The organism is Microbulbifer maximicatervae (SeqCode), assembly GCF_052467825.1.
This window is the reverse complement of sequence record NZ_CP174327.1, coordinates 1,320,658-1,344,417: the sequence shown is the minus strand read 5'-3', so window position 1 is coordinate 1,344,417 and position 23,760 is coordinate 1,320,658. Positions and strand designations below refer to the sequence as shown.

24 protein-coding genes are annotated in these 23,760 nt (G+C 51.8%); 14 read left to right on the top strand and 10 right to left on the bottom strand.

Translation table 11 applies throughout. The features are described from left to right. The first annotated feature begins 76 nt into the window (after nt 1–76). Together ACJJII_RS06045 and ACJJII_RS06040 are read left to right on the top strand one after the other, a co-directional pair. Nucleotides 77–838, top strand: a complete 762-nt coding sequence (locus ACJJII_RS06045) for a hypothetical protein (RefSeq protein WP_444918620.1) — start codon at nt 77–79, stop codon at nt 836–838. Between the two features lie 50 nt (nt 839–888). Continuing rightward, nucleotides 889–1,803 carry a hypothetical protein gene (locus tag ACJJII_RS06040; protein ID WP_444918619.1) on the top strand — a complete coding sequence of 305 codons (915 nt, stop codon included), beginning with the start codon at nt 889–891 and terminating at the stop codon, nt 1,801–1,803. A 107-nt stretch (nt 1,804–1,910) separates the two neighbouring features. Here ACJJII_RS06040 and ACJJII_RS06035 read toward each other — a convergent pair whose 3' ends face one another. The 3 genes from ACJJII_RS06035 to ACJJII_RS06025 form a co-directional block, all read right to left on the bottom strand. Beyond that, nucleotides 1,911–2,300, bottom strand: coding sequence for an acyl-CoA thioesterase (locus ACJJII_RS06035; protein ID WP_108735392.1), 390 nt, complete (start codon nt 2,298–2,300; stop codon nt 1,911–1,913). 188 nt (nt 2,301–2,488) lie between these two features. After that, entirely contained in the window at nt 2,489–3,850 is a 1,362-nt protein-coding gene (locus tag ACJJII_RS06030) for a TRAP transporter large permease (RefSeq protein ID WP_444918618.1), read from the bottom strand. Next, the gene (locus ACJJII_RS06025; RefSeq protein WP_444918617.1) at nt 3,847–4,419 is read right to left on the bottom strand and encodes a TRAP transporter small permease subunit; all 573 of its coding nucleotides are present in this window, start codon (nt 4,417–4,419) and stop codon (nt 3,847–3,849) included. Before ACJJII_RS06025 ends, ACJJII_RS06030 begins: the two co-directional genes overlap by 4 nt. A gap of 183 nt (nt 4,420–4,602) precedes the next feature. On the opposite strand from ACJJII_RS06025, the gene ACJJII_RS06020 reads away from it, so the two are divergent. From ACJJII_RS06020 to ACJJII_RS05990, 7 genes are all read left to right on the top strand, one after another. Then, a complete protein-coding gene (locus tag ACJJII_RS06020; RefSeq protein ID WP_282930607.1) occupies nt 4,603–5,655 on the top strand; it encodes a PstS family phosphate ABC transporter substrate-binding protein in 1,053 nt (350 codons plus the stop codon). Between the two features lie 161 nt (nt 5,656–5,816). Beyond that, the gene (gene pstC / locus ACJJII_RS06015; RefSeq protein WP_444918616.1) at nt 5,817–7,196 is read left to right on the top strand and encodes a phosphate ABC transporter permease subunit PstC; all 1,380 of its coding nucleotides are present in this window, start codon (nt 5,817–5,819) and stop codon (nt 7,194–7,196) included. Continuing rightward, nucleotides 7,189–8,475 (top strand): phosphate ABC transporter permease PstA, encoded by a 1,287-nt coding sequence (gene pstA / locus ACJJII_RS06010; protein WP_444918615.1) that lies wholly within the window; start codon nt 7,189–7,191, stop codon nt 8,473–8,475. The genes pstC and pstA overlap by 8 nt, the downstream gene beginning before the upstream one ends. Before the next feature lie 102 nt (nt 8,476–8,577). Next, entirely contained in the window at nt 8,578–9,387 is an 810-nt protein-coding gene (gene pstB, locus ACJJII_RS06005; protein WP_282934617.1) for a phosphate ABC transporter ATP-binding protein PstB, read from the top strand. Nucleotides 9,388–9,410: 23 nt separating this feature from the next. Further along, on the top strand, nt 9,411–10,112 hold the full coding sequence (phoU, locus tag ACJJII_RS06000; RefSeq protein WP_282930610.1) for a phosphate signaling complex protein PhoU: 702 nt from the start codon (nt 9,411–9,413) through the stop codon (nt 10,110–10,112). An 85-nt stretch (nt 10,113–10,197) separates the two neighbouring features. Beyond that, nucleotides 10,198–10,512, top strand: a complete 315-nt coding sequence (locus ACJJII_RS05995; RefSeq protein WP_444918614.1) for an antibiotic biosynthesis monooxygenase family protein — start codon at nt 10,198–10,200, stop codon at nt 10,510–10,512. A gap of 291 nt (nt 10,513–10,803) precedes the next feature. Further along, nucleotides 10,804–11,724 carry a putative porin gene (locus ACJJII_RS05990; protein ID WP_444918613.1) on the top strand — a complete coding sequence of 307 codons (921 nt, stop codon included), beginning with the start codon at nt 10,804–10,806 and terminating at the stop codon, nt 11,722–11,724. A 53-nt stretch (nt 11,725–11,777) separates the two neighbouring features. On the opposite strand, the gene ACJJII_RS05985 is transcribed toward ACJJII_RS05990, so the two are convergent. Then, complete coding sequence (locus ACJJII_RS05985) at nt 11,778–13,064, bottom strand: M48 family metalloprotease (protein ID WP_444918612.1); 1,287 nt, start codon at nt 13,062–13,064, stop codon at nt 11,778–11,780. Between the two features lie 72 nt (nt 13,065–13,136). Here ACJJII_RS05985 and ACJJII_RS05980 point away from each other — a divergent pair, with 72 nt between their 5' ends. From ACJJII_RS05980 to ACJJII_RS05965, 4 genes are all read left to right on the top strand, one after another. After that, nucleotides 13,137–13,616: a DUF4265 domain-containing protein gene (locus ACJJII_RS05980; protein ID WP_444918611.1), complete on the top strand. Its 480-nt coding sequence runs from the start codon at nt 13,137–13,139 to the stop codon at nt 13,614–13,616. Between the two features lie 79 nt (nt 13,617–13,695). Then, on the top strand, nt 13,696–14,472 hold the full coding sequence (gene yaaA, locus ACJJII_RS05975; protein WP_444918610.1) for a peroxide stress protein YaaA: 777 nt from the start codon (nt 13,696–13,698) through the stop codon (nt 14,470–14,472). Beyond that, the gene (locus tag ACJJII_RS05970) at nt 14,469–15,080 is read left to right on the top strand and encodes a DUF938 domain-containing protein (protein ID WP_444918609.1); all 612 of its coding nucleotides are present in this window, start codon (nt 14,469–14,471) and stop codon (nt 15,078–15,080) included. Before yaaA ends, ACJJII_RS05970 begins: the two co-directional genes overlap by 4 nt. 2 nt (nt 15,081–15,082) lie before the next feature. Then, on the top strand, nt 15,083–15,442 hold the full coding sequence (locus tag ACJJII_RS05965; protein ID WP_444918608.1) for a hypothetical protein: 360 nt from the start codon (nt 15,083–15,085) through the stop codon (nt 15,440–15,442). Nucleotides 15,443–15,454: 12 nt separating this feature from the next. Here the strand turns inward: ACJJII_RS05965 and phoR are convergent, their stop codons facing one another. The 4 genes from phoR to ACJJII_RS05945 form a co-directional block, all read right to left on the bottom strand. Then, a complete protein-coding gene (phoR, locus tag ACJJII_RS05960; RefSeq protein ID WP_444918607.1) occupies nt 15,455–16,834 on the bottom strand; it encodes a phosphate regulon sensor histidine kinase PhoR in 1,380 nt (459 codons plus the stop codon). Nucleotides 16,835–16,918: 84 nt separating this feature from the next. After that, nucleotides 16,919–17,623 (bottom strand): phosphate regulon transcriptional regulator PhoB, encoded by a 705-nt coding sequence (gene phoB / locus ACJJII_RS05955; RefSeq protein WP_108735044.1) that lies wholly within the window; start codon nt 17,621–17,623, stop codon nt 16,919–16,921. A gap of 110 nt (nt 17,624–17,733) precedes the next feature. Further along, a complete protein-coding gene (gene ubiA / locus ACJJII_RS05950) occupies nt 17,734–18,615 on the bottom strand; it encodes a 4-hydroxybenzoate octaprenyltransferase (RefSeq protein ID WP_444918606.1) in 882 nt (293 codons plus the stop codon). Continuing rightward, nucleotides 18,612–19,325 carry a chorismate--pyruvate lyase family protein gene (locus ACJJII_RS05945; RefSeq protein ID WP_444918605.1) on the bottom strand — a complete coding sequence of 238 codons (714 nt, stop codon included), beginning with the start codon at nt 19,323–19,325 and terminating at the stop codon, nt 18,612–18,614. Before ACJJII_RS05945 ends, ubiA begins: the two co-directional genes overlap by 4 nt. A 37-nt stretch (nt 19,326–19,362) precedes the next feature. Here ACJJII_RS05945 and ACJJII_RS05940 point away from each other — a divergent pair, with 37 nt between their 5' ends. Beyond that, nucleotides 19,363–20,679, top strand: coding sequence for a dicarboxylate/amino acid:cation symporter (locus ACJJII_RS05940; RefSeq protein WP_413665904.1), 1,317 nt, complete (start codon nt 19,363–19,365; stop codon nt 20,677–20,679). A 10-nt stretch (nt 20,680–20,689) separates the two neighbouring features. On the opposite strand, the gene recG is transcribed toward ACJJII_RS05940, so the two are convergent. Together recG and ACJJII_RS05930 are read right to left on the bottom strand one after the other, a co-directional pair. Next, nucleotides 20,690–22,795: an ATP-dependent DNA helicase RecG gene (recG, locus tag ACJJII_RS05935; RefSeq protein ID WP_444918604.1), complete on the bottom strand. Its 2,106-nt coding sequence runs from the start codon at nt 22,793–22,795 to the stop codon at nt 20,690–20,692. Then, entirely contained in the window at nt 22,774–23,697 is a 924-nt protein-coding gene (locus tag ACJJII_RS05930; RefSeq protein WP_282930624.1) for a hydrogen peroxide-inducible genes activator, read from the bottom strand. The genes recG and ACJJII_RS05930 overlap by 22 nt, the downstream gene beginning before the upstream one ends. Between the last annotated feature and the right edge of the window lie 63 nt (nt 23,698–23,760).

The following is a 23,760-nucleotide window of genomic DNA, read 5'->3' as shown; positions in this document are numbered from 1 at the left end:
ATTAAAATAACTTTAAATTTTTCGGTTAATGAGAATAATAGCGCCGGCATTTACAGGCTATTTTTTTGGGGAAGAAATGAAGTCATCATTGCAAGTAGCATTTGTTTCGCTACTTATACTATTAACCGGTTGTGTCTCTCAACAAGTTCCTGTTCCATTAGAGCAGTCTTTTTATAGCTCTGAAAAGAAAGCAGTTGGTTTGGTACTTGAAGTGCCAGCGGTCCCTTCTCTTTCTTTTGAAGGTAATATAGGTCTGCTGGATTACGCAATTATCTCAGCAGCGACTGCTCCAATTTCAAAGCACTTGGAAACACTGGATACTAAAGAGTTTGTCGCAATTTCTGGGGACTTGAGCCAGAGCTTGGCAGAGGAAGGCTTTAGTCTAATCCAACTGGATACACTTGATAAAGACTTAAAGCTGGCGAAATTTAAGGATCCTGATACCAAGGATACCGTGTATTTTGCAAGAAGTGACTACCGCAGCTTTACTGAAGAGCATAAAGTTGATTACCTTTTGAAACTTTCAGCCAGACGAGTAGGTTTGGCACGACCATATTATGGCTTTATTCCGACAGATGCCCCGAGAGTTGTTTTCGAAATTACGGGTGAAATGATCGATTTATCGTCGAATCAGTTACTTTGGTATTCCGATGTTGTCCAGACAGCTTATGCTGCAGGCGAGTGGGATGAAGGGCCTACCTATCCTGGATTAACTAATACTTACTATATTGTTATGAATAATGCTAAGCAGGAGATTATGACTGCATTAGCTAAGCATGAAGCTGAAAGTAACACCCCTCTCTCGAGTGAAGATACAGTTCCTTCTGTATCTGAGTAAAATTAAGTAATAAATAATCTATTGACGGCACGTGAGTGCCGTCATTTTCTATGAAAAATATAATACTTTTATTAGTTTTTGCTCTGTTTAGTTCAGGGTGTACGAAAACGGCAACTTATCATATAGCCACTATTGACGCCGACAAGGTTAATCAGCTTAAAAGTATCTCTTTAAAAGTTGACTCACTAGAGAATGGCCCACTAACTGTAGATATACATCCAGAGCCATGGCGCTATACCTCGATATCATCGAATATGGCAGCAGCGCAATATTCAGCTCCGCCTCCCCCCCCTGGGACCAGTCCTGGGCAAGCTGCGGCAGCTGGTGTCGCTGGCTCCTTAATAGGAACACTTATTGCTAGTGAAATGGCCAAAAGCCGAGCTCAGAAAGAGGCGCAATTACCAGCTCAATCACTATTAGATGAACTATCAGCCCTGAATGTTGAAGGATTGAGTCAGGATAGGATCTATAATCGTTTTTTATTATCGAATTTTTCCCAGGGTAGAAGTGTTGTTACAGGGGAAGGGCAAAATAAAAAAGATATTCGCCTGATGATATCCCCCTCTATTAAGTTAACCAACTCTTTGGATGTTCTAAAATTTAATCTGAATGCTGAATTGAAAGATAAGAATAATAAATTGATTTATAAGAATTCAATTGAGTATTGGTCAGAAGGAACTACAAGTATCTCAAAATCTGAGAGTTTAGATTACTGGCAAAGAGAGGGGTTGGAGGCTTTTTTAAATGAGCTTGATATTGCGATCGATTTTACGGTTGAGTATTTAACTGACTCTCTAAATAACTCTTTGCCTATCCAGGAAGAACAACAGAAAACTCACAAAGTTACAAGTGGTAATAGCTGGGTATTGGTGCGTGGTAATCTCTTGGATGGTAGCGATCGTGGCTATGTAATAATCAGAGACTTGCGTGGGAATATTAAAATTATCCGCGGAATATTGATGTGATGACTGTTTGTTCATCAGTCAAACTTTAAACATTAAAACATACACAAGGTAGTTCGATCAAAACGCCATTGATCGAACTATCTAGAAGCTACACTATTAACGAGGGACTATGGCAACGGCCTGGTACGGCCGGCGTCGTCGATAGCGACAAATACAAACTCACCCTCGGTGACCTTGACCTGCTCACCAGAATCCACCCGGGTCAGCCAAACCTCAACCATAGTGCGAATTGAGGAGCGCCCTTCTTCAATGGCTTCCGCATAGCAGCTGACTGTTGAGCCAACCGGAACCGGGCGCAGGAAAACCATGCTGCCCACCGCAACAGTTGTGACACGGCCGCGCGCCATGGTTTGCGCGAGAATGGCGCCAGCGAGGTCCATCTGCGACATCAGCCAACCGGCAAAAACATCCCCCTGCGGATTGGTATCGCGGGGCATAGCCAGGGTTTGCAGGGTTAGCGTGCCTGTGGGTTGCGGATCTTCATCGAGAGCTGACAGTGCGGACATCGGGTACTCACAGATTGTTAGAGTTATTGGTTTCCACTACTGGAATGGTGGCGCATTCTAGCACAATTTGGCCAGTAATTGACCAGAATAAATTTCGGCCTTTAGTCGACCGCAGACGCGTTTTTGGCCGTTGGTGCCGCCTCTCAGTCTATGGATGGCTCTCCACGTGTCGCAGATCACTATTGCTGAACCACCCCCGGCAACCAAGTGGCCAGGGCTGGCCAAATTGCCAGCAGGCAGAGCAGTAAAAGTTGAATGGCAATAAAAGGTGCTACCCCGCGATAGATGGCCGATGTGGCCACAGAACTGGGGGCCACCCCGCGCAGGTAAAAGAGGGCAAACCCAAAAGGAGGCGTTAGGAAAGAGGTTTGCAAATTGATGGCAATCATAATGCCGAGCCACACTGGATCGACGCCCATTGCCAGCAGTACCGGCCCCACAATTGGTACCACTACAAAGGTGATCTCGATAAAGTCGAGGATAAAGCCCAGCAGGAAGATTACCAGCATCACCAACAGGGTCGCGCCGATTACCCCTCCGGGCAAGCTGTGGAAAAATCCTGTCACCAACTCTTCGCCGTTGTAACCGCGAAATACCAGAGAAAATAATGAGGCGCCAATTAATATGGCGAAAACCATTGCCGAGACCTGAAGCGTACTGCGGCCGATCTCCCCGGCGCGTTTAAAGCTCAGTGCTCCGCGACTGGACGCCAGTAACGCCGCCCCCAGCGCGCCGACAGCAGCAGCTTCTGTGGGGGTGGCAGCGCCAACAATGATCGATCCGAGCACAATCAGCATTAAGGCAATCGGGGGCAAAAGACTGCGAAGTAGCTGGGCCTTATCCACTTCTGGAGGCTCGCTGCTCTCCGTGGGTTTGGGGCGACGGGCAATAAATAACAGATAAATGATATAGGCGGCCACCAGCAGTAAGCCGGGAATAATTGCCCCTACAAACAGATCCCCTACGCTGACTGGCTTGGGATTGAAAATGCCCGCAGACAGTTGTGCCTGTTGATAGGCATTGGAGAGGGTGTCACCCAACAGAACCAAGGCAATAGAGGGAGGGATAATTTGCCCGAGGGTACCGGTGGCGCAGATAGTGCCGGTGGCCAGTTTGGGGGAGTAGCCATTTTTTAGCATGGTGGGCAGTGACATCAGCCCCATGGTGACTACAGTTGCACCGACGATGCCAGTACTGGCGGCGAGCAGGGTGCCTACTACCACTACGGAAATGGCGAGTCCTGAGGGAGCCCCCATAAAGGCTTTGCTCAGATTAACCAACAAATCCTCGGCAATCTTGGCTCGCTCCAGTATTACCCCCATCAGCACAAATAGCGGAACGGCAACCAGAGTGCCGTTTTGCATAATGCCGTAGAGGCGATCGGGGAAAGCGCGCAGCAACTCAGCATCAAATACGCCATACACAATACCCAGGCCCGCTGATAGCAGGGCGGTACCCGCGAGGGTAAAAGCTACTGGGTAGCCGAACATAAGCAGAGCGCAGACGGCTGCAAACATCAGAAAGGGGATTAGCTCAATCACACTTCGGCCCCTTCTACCTGCTTCAGTACTGCTTTTGACGACGACATTGGAGTGGACTGTTGTTGGGGCAGCATCAATTGCACCAGCGCGCGAATAAACTGGGCCAGCCCCGCCAGAGCCAGGGTGACGGCGGACAGAGGAATCAGGCTCTTCAGTAAAAATACTCCAGGCAGGCCGCCGGCGTTCGCACTGTCTTCAAAAACTGACCAGCTATTCAGTACAAAGTGCCAGCTGCTTGTAAATAGAAAGACGCAAAGCGGTAAGAGGAATATCAGATAGCCAATTGCATTGACCCAGGCTTTGGCCCTGGCGCTCATCCTGCGGTAGATGACATCCACCCGCACATGGGCATCGGTCTGCAACGCATAGGCCAGCCCCAGCATAAAGGCGGCACCGTGCAGGTAAATCACAGATTCCTGTAGGGCGATAGAACCGGTATTGAAGCCGTGGCGCATCACCACAACACAGCTTTGTAACAGGACCATGGCCCATGTGAACCAGGACAGCAGTTGCCCGGTATGACTGGTCAGGCGCTCGAGTGCCTGCGCGCTGCACAGCAGAAAACGCATGGGGGCTTCTCTCTTTACATCTTATTGTTATTTATGTTGCTCGAAGGTTAACCCTTTGCCCGCTCTCATGCCAGCAGGGTAAAAATACAGCTGTAACCTTTTTGTAATCTTTTATTCATAGAATCGTCACCCGTTGTTCCTAGCATCGCCGCGTGAAATAAAAACACTCATCGGAGTTACACAATGAACAAGCAAATTCTGGCGACTTCTCTGGCAGCCCTGACCCTGGCAACTTCACAGGTTGCTATGGCGGCGCGCGACTACATTAGTGTTGTAGGTTCCTCAACTGTTTACCCGTTTACTACGACTGTGGCGGAGCGTTTTAGCCGCGCAACCCAGTTTAAAACTCCAGTCGTTGAGTCCACTGGTACTGGTGGTGGCATGAAATTGTTCTGCCAGGGTGTTGGAGAAAGTACTGCGGATATCACCGGTGCCTCCCGTCGCATCAAGCAATCCGAATTGGAAATGTGTAACAGCAACGGTGTTGATGTTGTTGAAGTACAGATCGGTTACGACGGCATTGTTCTTGCGAATGCTAAGAAAGCGGCTCCCTTTAAGCTGACTCGTAAAGACATCTTTCTGGCCCTGGCTAAGGAAGTACCTAACCCAGACGGTTCTGAAACTCTGGTAGCGAACCCCTACAAGACCTGGAAGGACGTAAATCCAGCCCTGCCCAACACCAAAATCGAAGTTTTGGGCCCGCCCCCCACTTCCGGTACCCGCGATGCTTTCGCCGAGCTGGCAATGGAAGGTGGCTGTAAGAAGTTTGGCTGGATCAAAGCCATGAAGAAAACAGACAAGAGCGCTTACAAAGCGATCTGTCACAACGTTCGCGAAGACGGTGCTTATGTTGAAGCCGGTGAGAACGACAACCTGATCGTGAACAAGCTGGTTGCCAACCCGAACGCCCTGGGTATCTTCGGCTTTAGTTTCCTCGACCAGAATGCTGACAAGGTACAGGGCTCTCTAATCGAAGATCAGGCCCCTACTTTCGACTCCATCGCTGACCAGAGCTACCCGGTTTCCCGTCCGCTGTTTATCTACGTTAAGAAGCAGCACGCTGACGTGGTTCCCGGTGTTAAGCAATTCCTGGCTGAATTCACCAATGAGCGTGCTTGGGGTGAAGACGGCTACCTGGCCGACAAAGGCATGATTCCTCTGCCCACTGAGAAGCGTCAAAAGATTGCTACTGATGTGCGCAAGCTGAACGCACTGAGTAATCTCGCAGCCAAGTAAAAAAATTCTGGAGTTGTACTGTCAAAGGGAATTGACGGCCAAGCTCGAAAGGGCTTGGCCGTTCTTTATAAGAAGACTCACAAATTGTCGCCCCCCTGTGATGGAACGCGGGGATAAAGTCTGGATAATGCCAGCGACGATATTTTTAGTACGGTAATTCAATGCAAACCCCCACACTGTTCGCACTTTTGCTGCTCCTGATATTAGTGGCCTACGGCACTGGCTTTCGCCGTGCAGTGAACGCTGCTCGCAGTCTTGGCGGCGTTCGCAACCTGGCCGCCCTGCCCAGTTACTACGGATTACTCACCGCCCTTTGGTGTGGTTTGCCAGCACTGATATTACTCTGTGGCTGGTTGGTGTTTGACGATTCGATCATCCGTGCGATGGTCATGAATAGTATTGCCGATAAGCCGGAGAGCATCTCCGGGCAGAACCTTCTCTACGCGCAGATCCAGAATCTCGCGGCGGGCCACCTGATAGGTGAAAAGTCCCCACAATTGCAGAGTGCTGCGGACTACCTCAGTCAGTTGCGTTCCAGCTCCAATAATTTACAGGCCTTCCTGAGTTTGGTGCTGGCCAGCGGCCTTGCCGCTTTTACACTGCTGCGCTTTTCTCCCAAGCTGCGCGCTCGCGAAAAAGTTGAAAAAGTGCTGCGCACGGTGCTGATTGCCTGTGCCAGCGCCGCGATTCTAACCACAGTCGGTATTTTGTTATCGGTATTGTTTGAATCCTTGCGCTTCTTCCAGTCCGTGCCGGTGAGTGAATTCCTGTTTGGTTTGCATTGGAGCCCACAGATGGCCCTGCGCGCAGACCAGGTGGGATCGAGTGGTGCTTTTGGTGCTGTCCCGCTGTTTACCGGAACCCTGATGGTGTCCGCGATCGCCATGTTTGTGGCGGTACCTGTGGGATTGATGGCGGCTATTTATCTGGCCGAGTACGCCAGTAAGCGCGTGCGTTCCCTGGCCAAGCCAGTACTCGAAATTCTCGCCGGTGTACCCACCGTGGTATACGGCTTTTTTGCTGCCTTAACCGTTGCTCCATTTATTCGCGAGTTGGCCACCTCTATGGGCCTACAGGCCTCCAGTGAAAGTGCACTGGCCGCTGGCCTGGTGATGGGAATCATGATCATTCCCTTTGTTTCCTCTCTGTCCGATGACGTGATCAACGCGGTGCCCCAGTCCCTGCGCGATGGCGCCCTTGGCTTGGGCTCCACCCAATCCGAGACAGTGCGCAAAGTTGTGATTCCTGCGGCACTACCCGGCATCGTCGGCGGTGTATTGTTGGCGGTTTCCCGCGCAATTGGTGAAACCATGATTGTGGTGATGGCCGCCGGACTCGCGGCGAACCTCACCGCAAACCCGCTCGAATCGGTCACGACTGTGACGGTGCAGATTGTGACTCTGTTGGTTGGCGACCAGGAATTTGACAGTCCCAAGACCCTTGCCGCTTTTGCTTTGGGCCTGATGTTGTTTATCTCCACTTTGGTGCTGAACTTTATTGCCTTGCACGTAGTGAAAAAATACCGGGAGCAGTATGACTGATCTTACTCAGGCGCAGGTTCGCGAGCGCATAGAAAAAAGCCTCGCCAGCCGTCACCGCAAAGAAAAGCTGTTTCGTGGGTTGGGTATCGGCAGTATTGCCTTTGGTGTAATCGCCGTACTGATTTTGTTCACTGACATTATCAGCAAAGGCAGTGGTGCCTTTGTGCAGACAGCTATCCAACTGGAGGTGCACTACGACGAGCAGGTTCTGGGCATCGATAAGGTCGATGATGAAAGTCTGACCTGGGCAAACTTCACCGGTGTTATTCGTCAGTCCCTGCGCGAACGCTTTCCCACTGTGACTGGTCGCAGTGACAAGCGCGAGCTCTACAGCCTGGTCTCCTCCGGAGCACCTTTTACCCTGCGCGATCGCTTAGCTGCGAATCCGGAACTGTTGGGTAAATCCGAGAAAGTCTGGCTGTCAGTCGATGACGATGTGGATACTTTCGTCAAAAGCCTGAAGGATTCCAAAGAGGGTTTCCGTGGTCGTACCTCGGACCAGAAGGCCGGTTGGATTGAGCAGCTGTTGGACAGCGGTGAACTGAAGAAGCGGTTCAATACCATCTTCTTTACCAATGGCGACTCCCGTGAACCAGAGCAGGCGGGCATCCGCGCAGCCTTGATGGGCTCCCTGTTTACCCTGTTGGTAACTCTCGCACTGTCATTCCCTATCGGTGTGGCGGCGGCGATTTACTTGGAAGAGTATGCGCCCAAAAACCGTTGGACCGATTTGATTGAGGTGAATATCAATAACCTCGCGGCAGTGCCTTCTATTGTTTTCGGTCTTCTGGGCCTGGCGATATTTATTAATTTCTTTGAATTGCCGCGTTCGGCACCTCTGGTAGGGGGCTTGGTACTGACACTGATGACCTTGCCCACGATTATTATTTCCAGCCGCGCGGCTTTGAAGGCGGTGCCACCCTCAATTCGCGAGGCGGCAATGGGTATGGGGGCTTCGCGTATGCAGGTGGTTTTCCACCATGTGCTGCCCCTGGCGATGCCGGGAATGTTGACTGGCGCGATTATCGGTATGGCCCAGGCCCTCGGTGAGACGGCGCCCCTATTGATGATTGGTATGGTCGCTTTTATTGTCGACGTACCTGCTGGGGTAACCGACCCGGCCACCGTGCTGCCTGTGCAGATTTTCCTGTGGGCAGACAGCCCGGAGCGCGCCTTTGTCGAGCGCACCTCCGCAGCCATTATGGTGTTGCTGAGCGTGCTGATTGTGATGAATACCAGCGCGGTATTGCTGCGCAAGAAACTTGAGCGCCGCTGGTAACAGAGCGCGGATTATCAGAAAGCGGGATATTATATGAGTACCATGACCCTGGATGCCGCCAGCCAAACTGATGCGGCGCAATCCGATGTTGCGGGTAGGCAAATGATGAATGATCGGGCTGATGTTAGAGAAACAGTTGGCCAACCCTTCTGTGACACCGCCAAGTTGCGTATGCGCAATGTGAATGTTTTCTATGGTGAAACCCAGGCGATCCACTCGGTCGGTCTCGATATCGGAAAAAATGAAGTGGTTGCCATGATCGGTCCCTCCGGCTGTGGTAAGTCGACGTTTTTGCGTTGCCTCAACCGCATGAATGACACTATTGAAGGTTGTCGTGTCGAGGGCGAGTTAAGTCTGGATGGTGACCCCATCTACGGCCCCAAAGTGGACGTGGTACCCCTGCGCGCCCGCGTTGGCATGGTATTCCAGAAACCAAACCCTTTTCCCAAGTCCATTTACGAGAATGTGGCCTACGGCCCAAAAATCCACGGCATTGCCAGCCGCCGTGCCGATCTGGATGAGATCGTAGAAAACAGCCTGCGCCGCGCCGGTCTGTGGAATGAGGTTAAAGATCGTTTGGATAAGCCGGGTACGGGTCTGTCCGGTGGTCAGCAGCAGCGCCTGTGTATCGCCCGCGCTATTGCGGTGAGCCCGGAAGTAATCCTAATGGATGAGCCCTGCTCTGCCCTGGACCCGATTGCAACGGCGCGAATCGAAGAGCTGATCGATGAGCTGCGCCAGAACTACACTATCGCAATCGTTACTCACTCGATGCAGCAGGCTGCGCGGGTGAGTCAGCGTACGGCTTACTTCCATTTGGGGCATTTGGTGGAAGTTAATGATACTGAAACGGTGTTCACCAACCCCGAGCACGAACTCACTGAAGCCTATATCACCGGCCGCTTCGGCTAAGGTTCCTGCTCGGAGGGAAAACTATGGAAATGCATTTCGATCAACATATCTCACGCCAATTTAATGAAGACCTGGAAAGCTTAAAGACAGAGATGCTGGAAATGGGCGGTATGGTCGCCCGCCAGGTTGCCGATGCGGTTGATGCTCTGGCCAATGCGGACAGTGAGCTGGCCGAGGAAGTGCTGCGTATTGAAGAAGTCATCGATAAAAGTGAGATGGCCCTGGATGAGCACGCCACGCTAATTATTGCCAAGCGCCAACCGGCGGCATCCGATCTCCGCATGGTGCTGTCTGTCATTCGAATTGCCCGCGACCTGGAGCGCATTGGGGATGAGGCGAGCAAGATTGCCAAGATGGCCATAGCATTGACGGATGAAGGTACGTCGCCGCGCGGGTATACCGAAATCCGTCATATTGCCAATGCCGTGCGGAAAATGCTCAATGACGCCCTGGATGCCTATACTCGTTTTGATGTGCAGTCGGCTCTGCAAACTCTTGCTGAGGACCAGCAGGTTGATATGGATTACCGTACGGCCGTACGTGAGCTGGTGACTTACATGATGGAGGACCCGCGTAGTATTTCACGGGTCATTAATGTGTTGTGGACCCTGCGCTCACTGGAGCGGATTGGTGACCATGCGAAGAATATTTGTGAGCAGGTTGTTTACTTGGTGGAGGGTGCTGATATCCGGCATGGGCACCAGGAAAATCTACGCAAGTCCTAAAGGGTTTTGCTAATTTAAAAAGGCCGCCTAGTGCGGCCTTTTTTTTTACGGAAAACTATTTGTTAGTCGTTAGGTAATACAGAGCATGAAATTTATCTTCGAAGTTCATCTACAAAATGGGGTTAAAGCTGAGGATTATGCCGATGCCTGGATGCGCGCTTCTGAGATTATCCAGCGCTCCCCGGGAGCGATGGGCACAGAGCTTCATCAAAAAATTGATGACCCCAATGTGTTGATAGCCATTGCTAGCTGGCGATGTAAAAAAGATCGGGATGCTATGCAAGCTGAGCACAGTAAAAAAATTGATGAAATCATTGCCAGTGTGGCCCCTTTTGTAAAAATTAATCTAATAGGGGAGTTTTATGACCCGCAATGGGTTGTAAATATTAATAGCGATTGATGTTAATCAATTCAACCTGAACACAGCCTGAATAAATATATGTTCGAATATTAAAATAAAACTTTTTATTTTATTCTTTTTAGCTGGAATTTATTTGTTTGGTGCATTACAGCCAATTACAGCGTTTGTTTTTTCTGGTTGATACGTTCTTTTATCGAAAAAAAATATTCGCTTTACCGCAAATTTGGCTCTAATTGCTTATCGTGTAATTTGCTGTTGTTGCGCACCAAAAAACTTTTGCTACAATCCGCAGCCCAATTTGGATCGCTACGTTAACGAAGGATTTATCAAATGAGATTCAAGCTTGCTGCTCTGCCCCTAATGCTCGTTGCCGCAACTGCTGGTGCCGAGGAATACAATTCAATTACTACAGTTGGATATTCTAACTTGGATTATGAGTTCGATATTTTTGGTAGTGAATTTGATGCTGATGGCAATCAGTTTGTTGCTGAGACAACCTATTACTTCAGTGGGAAGGAGTCTCTCGGTCCCCTTAAAGAATTTGAATATATTAACAAAGCTAGCAATGTATCGGCTGCCTTCTTCCACAATGAAATAGAAGATAATAATGAGGATAGCTACGCTTTGGCTGGTGAATATTTCACCAAAAGTGGCTTTGTTCTTGGTGCAAGTTTGACTGAAGTTGATGATGACAGTATCAATACAGCTTCTCTTGGTTACTTATTTACCCCAAATTTTTTGGTAGAAATATCTCACACTGATTTTGATTTAGAATTTGATTCTACTGAAGAGACTTACGTTGAGTTTCGATATAATTATCAGTTGAGTGGTTCTGATTATATCGGTTTTGATTTGGTAACTGATGATGATCTTGATGTGGGAGTTTTCTCCTCCAAGTATTTTACCAGCCTAGGTGGGAGCCGTTACTTGACTGCGGAACTCTCTTACGCAGACTATGACAGTGGCGACGATTACTGGCAGATCGGTGCGGATTATTACTTTAATCAAAATACGTCTCTCGGTATTAAATTGGATGAAGAGGACGATATGAAGTTGGCATTTACCCACTTCTTTAGTCGCAACGTTGCTGTAGAAGCTGCTTATAGCACTATGGTAGCTGATAATGGTATTAATATTCGCAGTTTTGGTAGTGATACCTATCGTGCAGGGTCCCCCTCTCCATTTGACATTATTCCAGCCCTTGAAACTGATGTGGAGAAATTTGAACTTGGTTTAACAGTTCAGCTGTAAGCAATTGTTAGAAAAAGGACTATCTTAGATAGTCCTTTTTTTACTGAATTATTTTATCCTTTGCTGTTTATCGCTTTAATTCTATTTTGCGCCATAATGCCAACCTCCCCTCCAGCTCCAGCCGCCTCTTGATAGTGCTTGTAAGCACTTTGCTTATTTCCCTGTCTCTCATAAGTCTGGCCGAGGTAGTAGTGAGCGTAAGCGGTATCCAGATAGCGTAGTGATCTAGTTAGGTCGCCCTCTGCAGAGCTATAATTTTTTAATTGGATATTAGTGATTCCCCGCTTTAGCCAATACGAAAATAGCGCCGGATTCTTTTGAATGGCACTGTCGTATGCCTTTCGGGCATTTTTATATTGTTTCTTTTGGCTGAGTAAATCGCCTTCTAGCGCAAAAAAGGCAGCTTCTTTGGGTTGCTGTTTTTGAGCTTTTCTCACAAGCTTTAGTGCAGCGTCAAACTTTTTATTATTGGCTGCGGCAACCGCATCGTCGTAATTCTTGTAAGCATCGGCATCGCGCTTTAGTTGCGCTATGGCTTTTTGGTAGGCGGCCCGGTTGGTGATTCCCCCTTGGGGTAGAGATTGACTGTGCTTGATATTAGCGCTGACACGAGATTGGGAAGGGGGATGGCTGGCAAAGAGCGCTTCCAGTCCACCAGTTTGCCGCCCCTCCGACAGTTCAACAAATTTTCTTTGTAGGCGTACGGCCCCCTGGGGATCATATCCCGCAGCGGCCATATACTTCATACCGTATTGATCTGACTCTAACTCATTGCCACGACTGTAACGGGCAATATAGGCAGAGCCCCCCAGCTGAGTTCCGGTTGCGATCAAATCAGAGTAACCCGTGTTCTGGGTGGCAGCTCCCACGATTGCCAGGCCTGCGCCCAGTAATTTTTGCTGGGACATCGCAGTTGCGGAATGGCGCGCAGCAGCGTGAACTATCTCATGGCTCAGTACGGCGGCGAGCTCAGCTTCGTCATCGAGTAACACCAGCAGGCCTCGATTGATAGCGATTTTGCCGCTGGGCAGGGCCCAGGCGTTGGGAACCGAGTTGTTCAGAACCACAAACTCGTAAGGTAGCTGGGGGCGGTCTGAGGCCCGCGCCAGCTTTTGGCCAACCTGATTGACGTAGTTTTGCAGGGCCGGATCAATCGTGTATTGGCCGCCCTGTTGCTGTTGGTTGGCAGCGTAGTGCTGTTGCCCCAGTTGAACTTCCTGCTGCGGAGATATCAGCGAAACCTGTTTCTCACCGGTGACTGGATTGACAACGCATCCTCCGAGAATCGTGGTTGTCCAAAACGCGACACATGCCGTAAGCGCTTGGGTACGCGAGATCATTGCCTCCCTCCCTGTATAATGTTGAGTCATTAGAATGGTTACTCATTGTACACAGTACGGGAACTGAGGTTTATGACGGCACTTCAAGTCATTGAGTTATTTGCGGGCAACAACCCCGAAGGTGAGCCCGTGGTGGAACGGCTACAGGTTCGTGTGAGCGAGGATGATAGCTGCCAATTGGTGCGATCCCCTGTCTTTATTAAGGGAATCGCCAGTGGGGATTACATTAAGGTCGATAAAGACACCCAGCAATTTGAGTTGGTAAAGCGCTCGGGGAATTTGGCAGTGCGTATTTTTTGTCGCGGCAATAGCACGGAACTGTCTGATAAGTTGACCCCACAGCTGGAGAAGCTCGGGGGCGAGCTGGATCTGGAGGCACCGCGCGTATTGGTCTACAGCATTCATGTCAGTTGTGGATTCGATAAGATTGAGGAGATCCTCAACAGTGCCTGCGATGGGGCTAACAGCGTTTGGTATTACGGCAATGTTTATGACCCTAAAGACGGGCAGACTCCACTCAATTGGTGGCAGGACGTTCTAAAGCCGGAGTAAACATCCGCGATATATTTGGGCCAGCCACAATAGCTTGGTAGTGTGTGGTTGAGGCGATAGCGAAGCGAGAAGGCACCCGATGTTAATAGTTATTTCACCGGCGAAAACCCTGGACTATGAAAGTGATATTCCCTCACTGGAAACCACCCAGCCGGACTTTTTGAAAGAGTCAGCAGCCCTGATCAAAGAGTTGCGCGAACTGAGCCCGCAGCAGGTTTCCAGCTTGATGAAGATTTCAGATAAGTTGGGAGTCTTGAATTACGATCGCTTCCACACTTGGAAGCGCCCGTTTACCGATAACAACGCCCGCCCCGCCCTGCTCGCCTTTAAAGGTGATGTTTATACTGGATTGGAGGCGGAGACTATGGGTAAGCGGGACTTTGCCTATGCGCAAAAGCACTTACGTATGCTCTCTGGCCTTTATGGTTTGCTGCGCCCGTTGGACTTGATGCAACCCTATCGCCTCGAGATGGGCACTAAATTTGAAAATGCCAAGGGTAAGAATCTCTATGAATTTTGGGGAGATAAGATTACCGAAGCATTGAATGCGCAGTTGCAGGGCGTGAAGAATCGCGAGTTGGTAAACCTGGCATCCAATGAATATTTCAAATCAGTCAAAACCAAGCAGCTTGATGCTCAGGTGATCACCCCGCATTTTAAGGACCTGAAAAATGGTCAGTATAAGATGATTAGTTTCTTTGCTAAGAAAGCCAGAGGCATGATGAGTCGCTGGGCGATTGACCAGAGGGTAAAGAAGGCGGAAGAGCTGAAAGGTTTTGATGTGGCTGGTTATGGTTATAACCCAGGTTTGTCCACTGAGTGGGATTGGGTATTTACCCGGGATGAGCCGCAGTGAGTAGCACTGAATTGCCCAATGCGCCCTCCTGCGGGCGCAATCGCGAGCCAATTCTCCAACAACTGACTCGCCTGTTGGCTTCAAGTCGTAAAGTGCTTGAGGTTGGCAGTGGTACTGGTCAGCACGCAGTATATTTTGCTCCGCAATTACCGCACCTTGAGTGGCAAACTTCAGAGCGATCGCAACAGCTGGAGGCAGTAAAGTCCTGGCTGGCGGAAGTACCCAGTAGCAACCTGCCGCAACCGCTGGCGCTCGATGTTGGTGATTCTTGGCCTGAGATTTCGGCTGATGCTATTTTCACTGCAAACACCTTGCATATTATGTCGGCTGAACTGGTACAAAAGTTCTTTCTGCATAGTGCCGATGTTTTGGAGCCGGAAGGTTTGTTGATCGTTTATGGTCCCGTGAAAATTGCAGGAGAGTTTCTTGGCCCTACTAATGCTGATTTTGATATTGAGTTGAAGGAGCGTGATCCCAAGCGGGGAATTCGCGATCTAGAATGGCTCGATCAGCTGGCGGAGAGTGCGGGGTTCAGTCGCGCAGAACTAAATTACCTGCCAGCCAATAACCAATTAATGGTCTGGCGCAAAAGTGATAACAAGGAGTAACCATGCCCGAGTGGTTGGAAATAGTGGTAATTGTGGCTTTTGCCATTGGAGCGGTATTCTTTTTTGCCAAATACCGAGAGACAGCGGCGGCACTGCATGAGAGTGAGCGCATGAAAGCCCGTTTGTCGAATGACTTGAATCGCTATCGCGATGTGCCCAAGCTGCGCGCTCTGCGAGATGCCCTCATTGGTGTTAAGGCCCTGCCTACCGATGATGAGGGCAATGAGCACCTACTGCTGCGCGATGGGGATTTGCAGTTGCACCATTTGGTTTTGCGCCGGGAAGCAAACGCTCTGGGTAAAGAGGGCAAGGCCAGCTATATCAAAGAAGGTAAAGAAGTAGAGCTGCAGGAACTGGAGTAAACGAAAGCCGCTTTAATTAGCGGCTTCAGAACTCAACCTGGATGCTGGCTTTTGAGCCAGCTTTGCTGGCGGAAAGTGAAGCGTGAAGAGACTGCCCTGCCCGGGCGTGCTTTCTACACTCATTTCTCCATTGTGTCGCAGCAACACATGCTTAACGATCGCCAACCCGAGACCTGTGCCGCCACTGTCCCGTGAGCGGCCTGGATCAACTCGATAGAAGCGCTCAGTCAGGCGGGGAATATGGATCGAATCGATACCGATACCATTGTCCTCTACGGAAAAGTGCCCGCCTTTGTCATCCTGCCACCAGCGCAATTGAATTCCGCCCTCTTCGGGAGTGTATTTCACTGCATTTAAAACTAAGTTGGCAAACGCACTGTGTAATTCGCCGGGGTCTCCATTGAGGTAGCAATCCCCTTTGCAATTAACTTCGATATGATGATGCCGATCGCCACTGAAGCTGCGCGCTTCCTGGGCCACCCTCTCAATCAGTTCTGGTACGGCTACAGCCATATCCCCGCTTTTGCGTTCTGAGGTCTCCAAGCGAGCCAATAGCAGCAGGTCATTGACCAGCGTACTCATGCGGCCAGTCTGCTCCTCCATTTGAGCCAGGGGTTTCCTCCAGGGAGGCGGTGCCATATCACTGCTTTGCAGTGTTTCCAGGTAGCCGGCAATTACCGTGAGGGGGGTGCGCAGCTCATGGGAAACATTGGCGACAAAATCCCGGCGCATCTGCTCGAGATTGTGTAAACGGGTGATGTCGCGAACAATGACCAAAGCCTCATCTTTACCGTAGCGGGTGACTTCCAGCTGTAACATGCGGGCTTCATTGCCAGGTGCGGGCAGAGTGAGGGGTTCTCCGCTGTTATCACCGTGCATATAGCTGACAAAGCCAGGGTCGCGGACAAAGTTGACTAATGACTGGCCGGAATCACTGGCTTGCAACCCAAGGAGTTCACCCGCTGCAGGGTTCCACCAAGCCAGGTTATCGCCGTCTTCCAGGGCTACAATGCCTTCGCGCAGTGCGCTGGTGCTGTCTTGCACTCGGCGCAACATCACGTGCAGCTTCTGCTTCTCGCGGCGGTGGCGCCGCTGCATACGGTAAAAGTCGTCGTAGATTTCACCCCAAATACCAAAGGCGGTTGGGGCTGGGCCGCGTCTGCCGTTTGCCAGCCAGCGGTTGAAACGTTGCTGTTGCCACAGCACTGAGATCAGATAGCTGGCCAATCCCGCAATCAGGGCGAGAGACCAGCTGCCGGAGGTGACACCGAGAATGGTGCATCCCAGGGCGATAATTACGAAACGCGAGAACTCGCCAATACTGCGATCCAACATAGAGTTGCCGTGTTGCCTGATAGATGGCGGCAGTGGCACAGCCTCTTCCGCCCGCATTCAATACCTCATGGAACCAGGCCCGCACCCGTTAAGCGCGGAGGTTTGATTCTGCAGGGATCGGTACCGATCCAGAGAGGATTGTCACACTTTTTCTGCGGTTTGCACAGAAAACCGATACCCGGTGCCGCGAACTGTCTGGATATAGCGGTCGTGGCCATCAATGGCCAGGGCTTTGCGCAGACGGCGGATATGGACATCCACGGTGCGCTCCTCCACATAGACATTCCCACCCCATACATGATCGAGGAGTTGGGTGCGTGTATAGGCGCGCTCCTGGTGGGAGAGGAAGAAGGTGAGAAGGCGAAATTCTGTTGGCCCCATATCCACCGGCTGCCCTTTGATAGTGACTCGGTGACTCAGTGGGTCCAATATCAGTGCGCCGGCGCTGAGGGGTTCTTCCGGGGTTGCCGGGCCCGCGCGGCGCAGTACGGCCTTTAAGCGTGCAACCAGCTCCCGGGGGGAGAAAGGCTTGGTGATGTAATCGTCGGCCCCGGTCTCTAACCCTTTGATTTTATTGTCTTCTTCACCTTTTGCCGTGAGCATGATGATCGGCAATGAGGTGGTGAGTTCATCGCGCTTGAGGCGCCTTGCCAGCTCTACCCCGGAAACATCCGGCAGCATCCAGTCGAGCAGCACTAAGTCTGGCTTCTCGTCGATAATCAGGGCGTGAGCTTCCTGGGCGTTTTCCGCCTCAAGGCAGCGGTAATCCGCCATTTCCAGTGCGACCCGCAGCATATCGCGCACTGCGGATTCGTCATCGACAATCAGGATCGTTTTACTGTGCATTTGCCTGCCATACCCGCTCTGTTGTCAGGGTTTCCCCAGTTATGGCCGAGGATTAAACGGGATTTATATGACAAATATATGACGCTCCACTTCTAGGGCCCACTCATCTTTCAATTCAGCAGAAAATGCAGCGATATGCCGGCGAAAATGGCAAACCCTACCCAATTATTGTTGATAAAAGCCTGAAAACAGCCCTCTCGCCCTCGGTCCCGAATCAGCCACTGCTGATAAACGAATAAACTGCAAACCGGCAATAGCGCCAAGTAGTAAAAAATACCGAGTGAGAACCTTGATCCAATAAGCAGCAGGGCTATTAAAACTAAAAGTTGTAAGGTTCCGGTGATGATCTTGTCCATCTCCCCAAACAAAATGGCGGTGGATTTAACGCCGATCTGAAGATCGTCATCGCGGTCCACCATCGCATAGAAAGTGTCATAGCACAGGGTCCAAACCAGGTTGGCGGTATAGAGCAACCAGGCCTCTGCTGGTACTTCTCCTGTAACCGCTGCGAAAGACATGGGGATTCCCATACTAAAGGCGGCGCCCAGGACCATCTGGGGTAGGTGTGTGTGGCGCTTCGCAAAGGGATAGCCGAATGCCAGAGCCAGAGCTAAAAACGAGAGGAGAATCGTGAGTCTGTTGGTGGTGAGTACCAGAAGGAAGGCGGCAGCGCTGAGGCCGGCGAAAAGCGCCAATGCAGACTTTGGCGTCAGTGCGCCGGTGGCCAGAGGACGCTCCGCAGTGCGCTTTACATGGGCGTCAATTTTGCGATCGGCGAAATCATTGACTGCGCAGCCAGCCGCTCGCATCAGGATCACACCGAGTGTAAATACGATAAACAAGTGGAAGCCCGGCCACCCCTCAGCGGCTAGCCATAGTGCGCACCAAGTGGGCCAGAGTAACAGCAGTGAACCTATGGGTTTGTCCATCCTCGCTAATTGCCAGTAGGGCAGCGCGGTGGGCCAGCGTTGTGCGATCTGTTGGCTGATCACAGTGAATCCTCAGTTGCGATAGTTTTGGCTGCTTCTTGCGCTATGGGGTCACCTGCCGGTGTGAAGTTGGGAAGAAAAGCCTCCGACACCAGTAAAGGCTTATCCCGCAGCCAGAATACCGAGCGGCGACCCCAGACTTCAGAATCCTTTTCCCCAAGTTCACGATCGGCGCAGCCAGGGGATTTTTGCAGCAAATTGAGGGCGATCTCCCCCCTGCGAATACCCGGTTCACTAAACAGCAGCTCCCCCAGCGGGCGGGTATCCAGGCTGCGCAGATTGCGAGATTTTCCTTGAAGGCTGCGTTCGGGCAAAACGCTGCGGGCATACACCCAGGGCTGTCCGCAACCGTAGAGCAAAACTTCCCGAATCAGGGCCCGGCTACCATTGTGTAAACCCAGTACAAGGCATTCTTCTGGGCGAGGTGTCTGCCAACCCTGATACAGCACGCGAACATAAAAGTCCCCGTCACTTTGCTGCTTGAGAGCGGCGGTGAGTGATCCGGAATAGGTCAGCCAGGGCATCAGATTTTTGGGTGGTTGCTGCTGGGTTTCAAGAGGCAAACTCTGCCAATCGCCAGAGGGCACAAATGGTGATTGGTGCAACGATAACTCCGCAGTCTGGATAAAGGCCCCATTGTATCCCGGCCGGTGCAGCAGGTCTCTCCCTGTTGCATTTTTGCTCCCCAGCACGGCAATGGATATAGTGCTCACTGCAATGAAAACAACGATTCATAAAGAGAAGCTTGTTATGGGGCTTACTACCAAAATCTTAGTGGGGATGTTTGCGGGCATTACCGTTGGGGGGTTAATCAACTCCTTGAATGAGACCCAGCTGCTCGGTGCTGGCGTGAACAGTGCTATTAATCTTTACCTGACCGAAGGCCTGTTCGATGTTATCGGCCGTATCTTTATCGCGTCACTAAAGTTGATGGTGGTACCTTTGGTTCTGGTCTCGCTGATCAGTGGCGCCTGTGCCCTATCGGAAGGCAGCCGAATTGGACCGCTGGCGGGTAAAACCGTCCTGCTTTATATGGCGACAACGGCCATTGCCATTACTCTGGCACTGTGTCTGGCATTAATCTTCCAGCCTGGAGTTGGTGTTAATGAAGCCGCAGCTGAAGCCGCTTCAACATTTGTGCCGAAGGAGTCCCCACCTCTTTCAGAGGTACTGGTCAATATATTCCCGACCAACCCTGTTGCCGCTATGGCTGAGGGAAATATGCTGCAGATTATCGTTTTTGCCCTGTTGATGGGCTATGCGATCTCTCGTTGCGGGGAGCCGGGTCAACGTATTGCCGCTTTCTTTAATGACCTCAATACCGTTGTTTTGCGCATGGTCGGTGTACTGATGGTTTTTGCCCCCTATGGCGTTTTTGCGTTGCTGGCGAAAACCTTTGCCGGTCTTGGGTTAGGAGGCTTGATACAACTCGGAAAGTATTTCCTGGTCGTGGTCTGTGCCCTGCTTCTGCATGCATTGGGTACTTACTCGGTGATTCTGAAGCTGCTGAGTGGGCTCAATCCCCTAGAGCTACTGAAGAAAATGTGGTCGACCATGTTATTTGCCTTCAGTACCGCTTCCTCTGCTGCCACTATCCCGGTGACTTTGTCGACGGTAGAGAAGCGCCTAGGTGTGGATAATAAAATTGCTGCATTCACAGTTCCCCTAGGTGCGACTATCAATATGGATGGCACGGCGATTATGCAGGGTGTGGCTACGGTCTTTATTGCCCAGTTCTTTGGAATTGAGATCGGCCTGACCGGCTTTCTGACGGTGATCCTGACAGCAACTCTGGCGTCTATTGGTACTGCTGGGGTGCCCGGCGTCGGCCTGATTATGTTGGGTATGGTATTGCAGCAGGTGGGTCTGCCACTCGAGGGGATTGCCATTGTGATCGGCGTAGATCGCCTGTTGGATATGGTGCGCACGGCGGTCAATATTACCGGTGATGCGGTAGTAAGTAGTGTGGTGGCGAAGAGTGAAGGTGCCCTGGACGAAGAGACTTACTACGATGCCAATTACAAGAGTGTCAGCATTAACGACAACAACACAGTAGGCGCCCACTAGGGCGCTCTCCTCAAGCCTCGGCAAATCGGGGCTTGTTCTGTAACCAGCGTTTAATCAACTGCTGTCGCATCCCCTCTGTCAATTGAGGGGAAATAGCAATTTTTTGCACTTGCGGCAGCAGCTCAGCATCCCGCTGCAAGTCTGCGATACGGTGCTGGATCTCCCCTGTCTGGCGGGTGCCGAGGATTTCACCGGGACCGCGCAGACGAAGATCTTCCTCCGCAATAGCGAAACCATCACTGTGTTGACGCAGCGCTTGCAGGCGGGCTCGGCCATTCTGTGATAGCGGTGTGCCGTACAGCAGCACGCAGTGGCTGGCGATGGAGCCACGCCCGACCCTGCCGCGCAACTGGTGCAATTGGGCCAGGCCCAGGCGTTCGGGATTTTCGATAATCATCAGGCTGGCATTGGGCACGTCTACGCCCACTTCAATGACCGTGGTGGCCACCAGCAAATCCACTTCCCCGGCCTTGAAGGCGCTCATCACCTGCTCTTTTTGCTCTGGCTTCAGGCGGCCGTGTACCAGGGCCACGCTAACGCCTTCGAGCATTTCGGCGAGTTCTTCAGCGGTGGATTCTGCGGCCTGGGCCTGCAGGCTTTCCGACTCCTCGATAAGAGTGCAAACCCAGTAGGCCTGGCGGCCCTCGGCGATGGCGCTTTGCACCCGTTCCATAACCTGGTCGCGCCGATCATTGGCAATGGCAACGGTGTTGATGGGTTGGCGCCCCGGCGGCAGCTCATCGATGATTGAGCAATCCAGGTCCGCGAAGGCGGACATCGCCAGGGTCCTGGGAATCGGAGTAGCGGTCATAATCAGCTGGTGGGGTTGCAGCCTGCCGGTAGCTCCACTTGCCGCCCCTTTCTCACGCAGCTCCAGGCGCTGCTGTACGCCAAAGCGGTGTTGCTCATCGATAATCACTAACACCAGGTTGTGGAAAGCCACCTCTTCCTGAAAAAGTGCGTGGGTGCCCACCACTAACTGGGCATCGCCACTGGCGATCTTGCCCAGCTGTTTACGCCGCTCGGCAGCCTTTAAGCTGCCCGTTAGCTGAGCAACTTCAATACCCATAGGTTCCAGCCAATTACAAAAATTGATCCGGTGCTGCTCTGCCAGGATTTCTGTCGGTGCCATGACTGCTACTTGAGCGCCGGCCCCGATGCCCTTGAGGGCAGCCATAGCGGCGACCAGGGTCTTTCCCGCGCCCACATCCCCCTGCAATAAGCGCATCATAGGGGTTTGCTGAGCCAGATCCTCAGCGATTTCCTCGCAAACTCTCTGCTGTGCGCCGGTGAGGGAAAATGGCAGGCGCGATAAAAAGTCTCGCTCCAGGGATCGGTTAACGGACAGAGGTGGTGCCGCTACCCTAGCGCTATTGCGCCTCAACTCCAGCAGACTAAGATGGTGTGCCAGTAACTCTTCCAGGGCCAGACGCTGCTGGGCGGGGTGAGTACCTGCTGCCAGTTGATCTAGCTGGGTGCCAGCCGGAGGGGCGTGCAAATAAAGCAAGGCGTCTCTGAGGGGGTAGCGCAGAGATTTGGGTAACAGCTCTGCCGGCAAGAACTCGGTAACAGCGCCGTTTTTCAGTAGAACCAGTGCCTGTTCCACCAATCCTCGCATGCGGGCCTGGCTCACACCTTCTGTTAGCGGGTAAACCGGCGTAAGGGTATCTGCGGTCTCCGCGTTTTCGATACCGACGATTTCCGTTTCCGGGTGGTAGAGCTCCAGGCCGTTGGCTCCGCGACGGGCCTCCCCAAAGCAGCGTATTCGGGTTCCTCGGGCAAAGCGGCTTTTCTGTGCGGCAGAAAAATGAAAAAAGCGTAGGGTTAAGGTGCCGCTGCCATCCTGTAATCTGACCACCAGGCTGCGGCGGCGGCCGAATACGACATCGGCGGCACTGACCTCTCCTTCGATTACCACATCCATACCGGCGGTGAGGCCGGCAATAGGCACCACCCGGGTGCGGTCTTGATAGCGTAGGGGCAAGTGGAAAACCAAATCCTGTAGGGAGTTGATATGGAGTTTGGCCAACACCTGGGCAAATTTATCCCCCACGCCTTTGAGGGTGGTAACGGGCAGCTCGGCCAGGTTGTTATCTATCCCACTGTCAGGTGACACTGGCTGATGGCCTCTCGCAGTATGTCGATTGCGCGGTGTCGGGGGAAGCTTGCCCGCCAGGCCAGAGCTACGGTGCGGCGTGGGCCCGGTGCGGTAAAGGGGCGGGTCTCCAGCAGGCCACTGGCGTACTGTGATGCGGTGGCGGCTGAGAGTGGCAATACGGTAATCCCTAGCCCTGAGGCCACCATATGGCGGAGTGTTTCCAGTGAGCTGCCATCTGCGGCTGTGCGTATGCTGCCGCCGCCCGCTTCTTTTTCCATGGTTAGTTGCAGGTGCGGACAAGCTTCCAGTACCTGATCACGGAAGCAGTGGCCCTCACCCAGCAGAAGCACATTGTCTTCAGTGAGTTGATCCGGGGAGATAACCTCCTGCTTTGTAAGTGGATGGCCTGCGGGCATCAATACAACAAATGGCTCGTCGTACAGGGGTTGGGTGACAACGTCGGGCTCGGTAAAGGGGAGAGCAATAATGATGGCATCCAGTTCGCCCTTGCGTAGCCTCTGTCTCAGCGTGGCGGTATATCCCTCCTCAACATAGAGTGGCATTTCTGGTGCCAAATGCTGTAGTTGGGGAATAAAGTGTGGGAACAGGTAGGGCCCAATAGTAAAGATGGCGCCAACAGACAGGGGGCTAGCCAGCTGGTCCTTGCCGGCGCTGGCAATGTCTTTGATGGCTGCTGATTGTTCCAGAACCAGCTGGGCCTGGGCGACAATTCTCTCGCCCAATGGTGTTGCCTGCACTCGAGTTTTTGAGCGCTCAAACAGGGCGACACCGAGCTCTTTCTCCAGTTTCTTTACTGCGATAGAGAGTGTCGGTTGGCTGACGTAACAGCGCTCGGCGGCACGGCCAAAATGCTGTTCCTGGGCGAGAGTTACGATATAGCGCAGTTCATTGAGAGTCATGGTCGAGGCAATTAGATGGCCATTAGTAATAGTAATTATTCATAAATAATCGCCGCTGGCCAA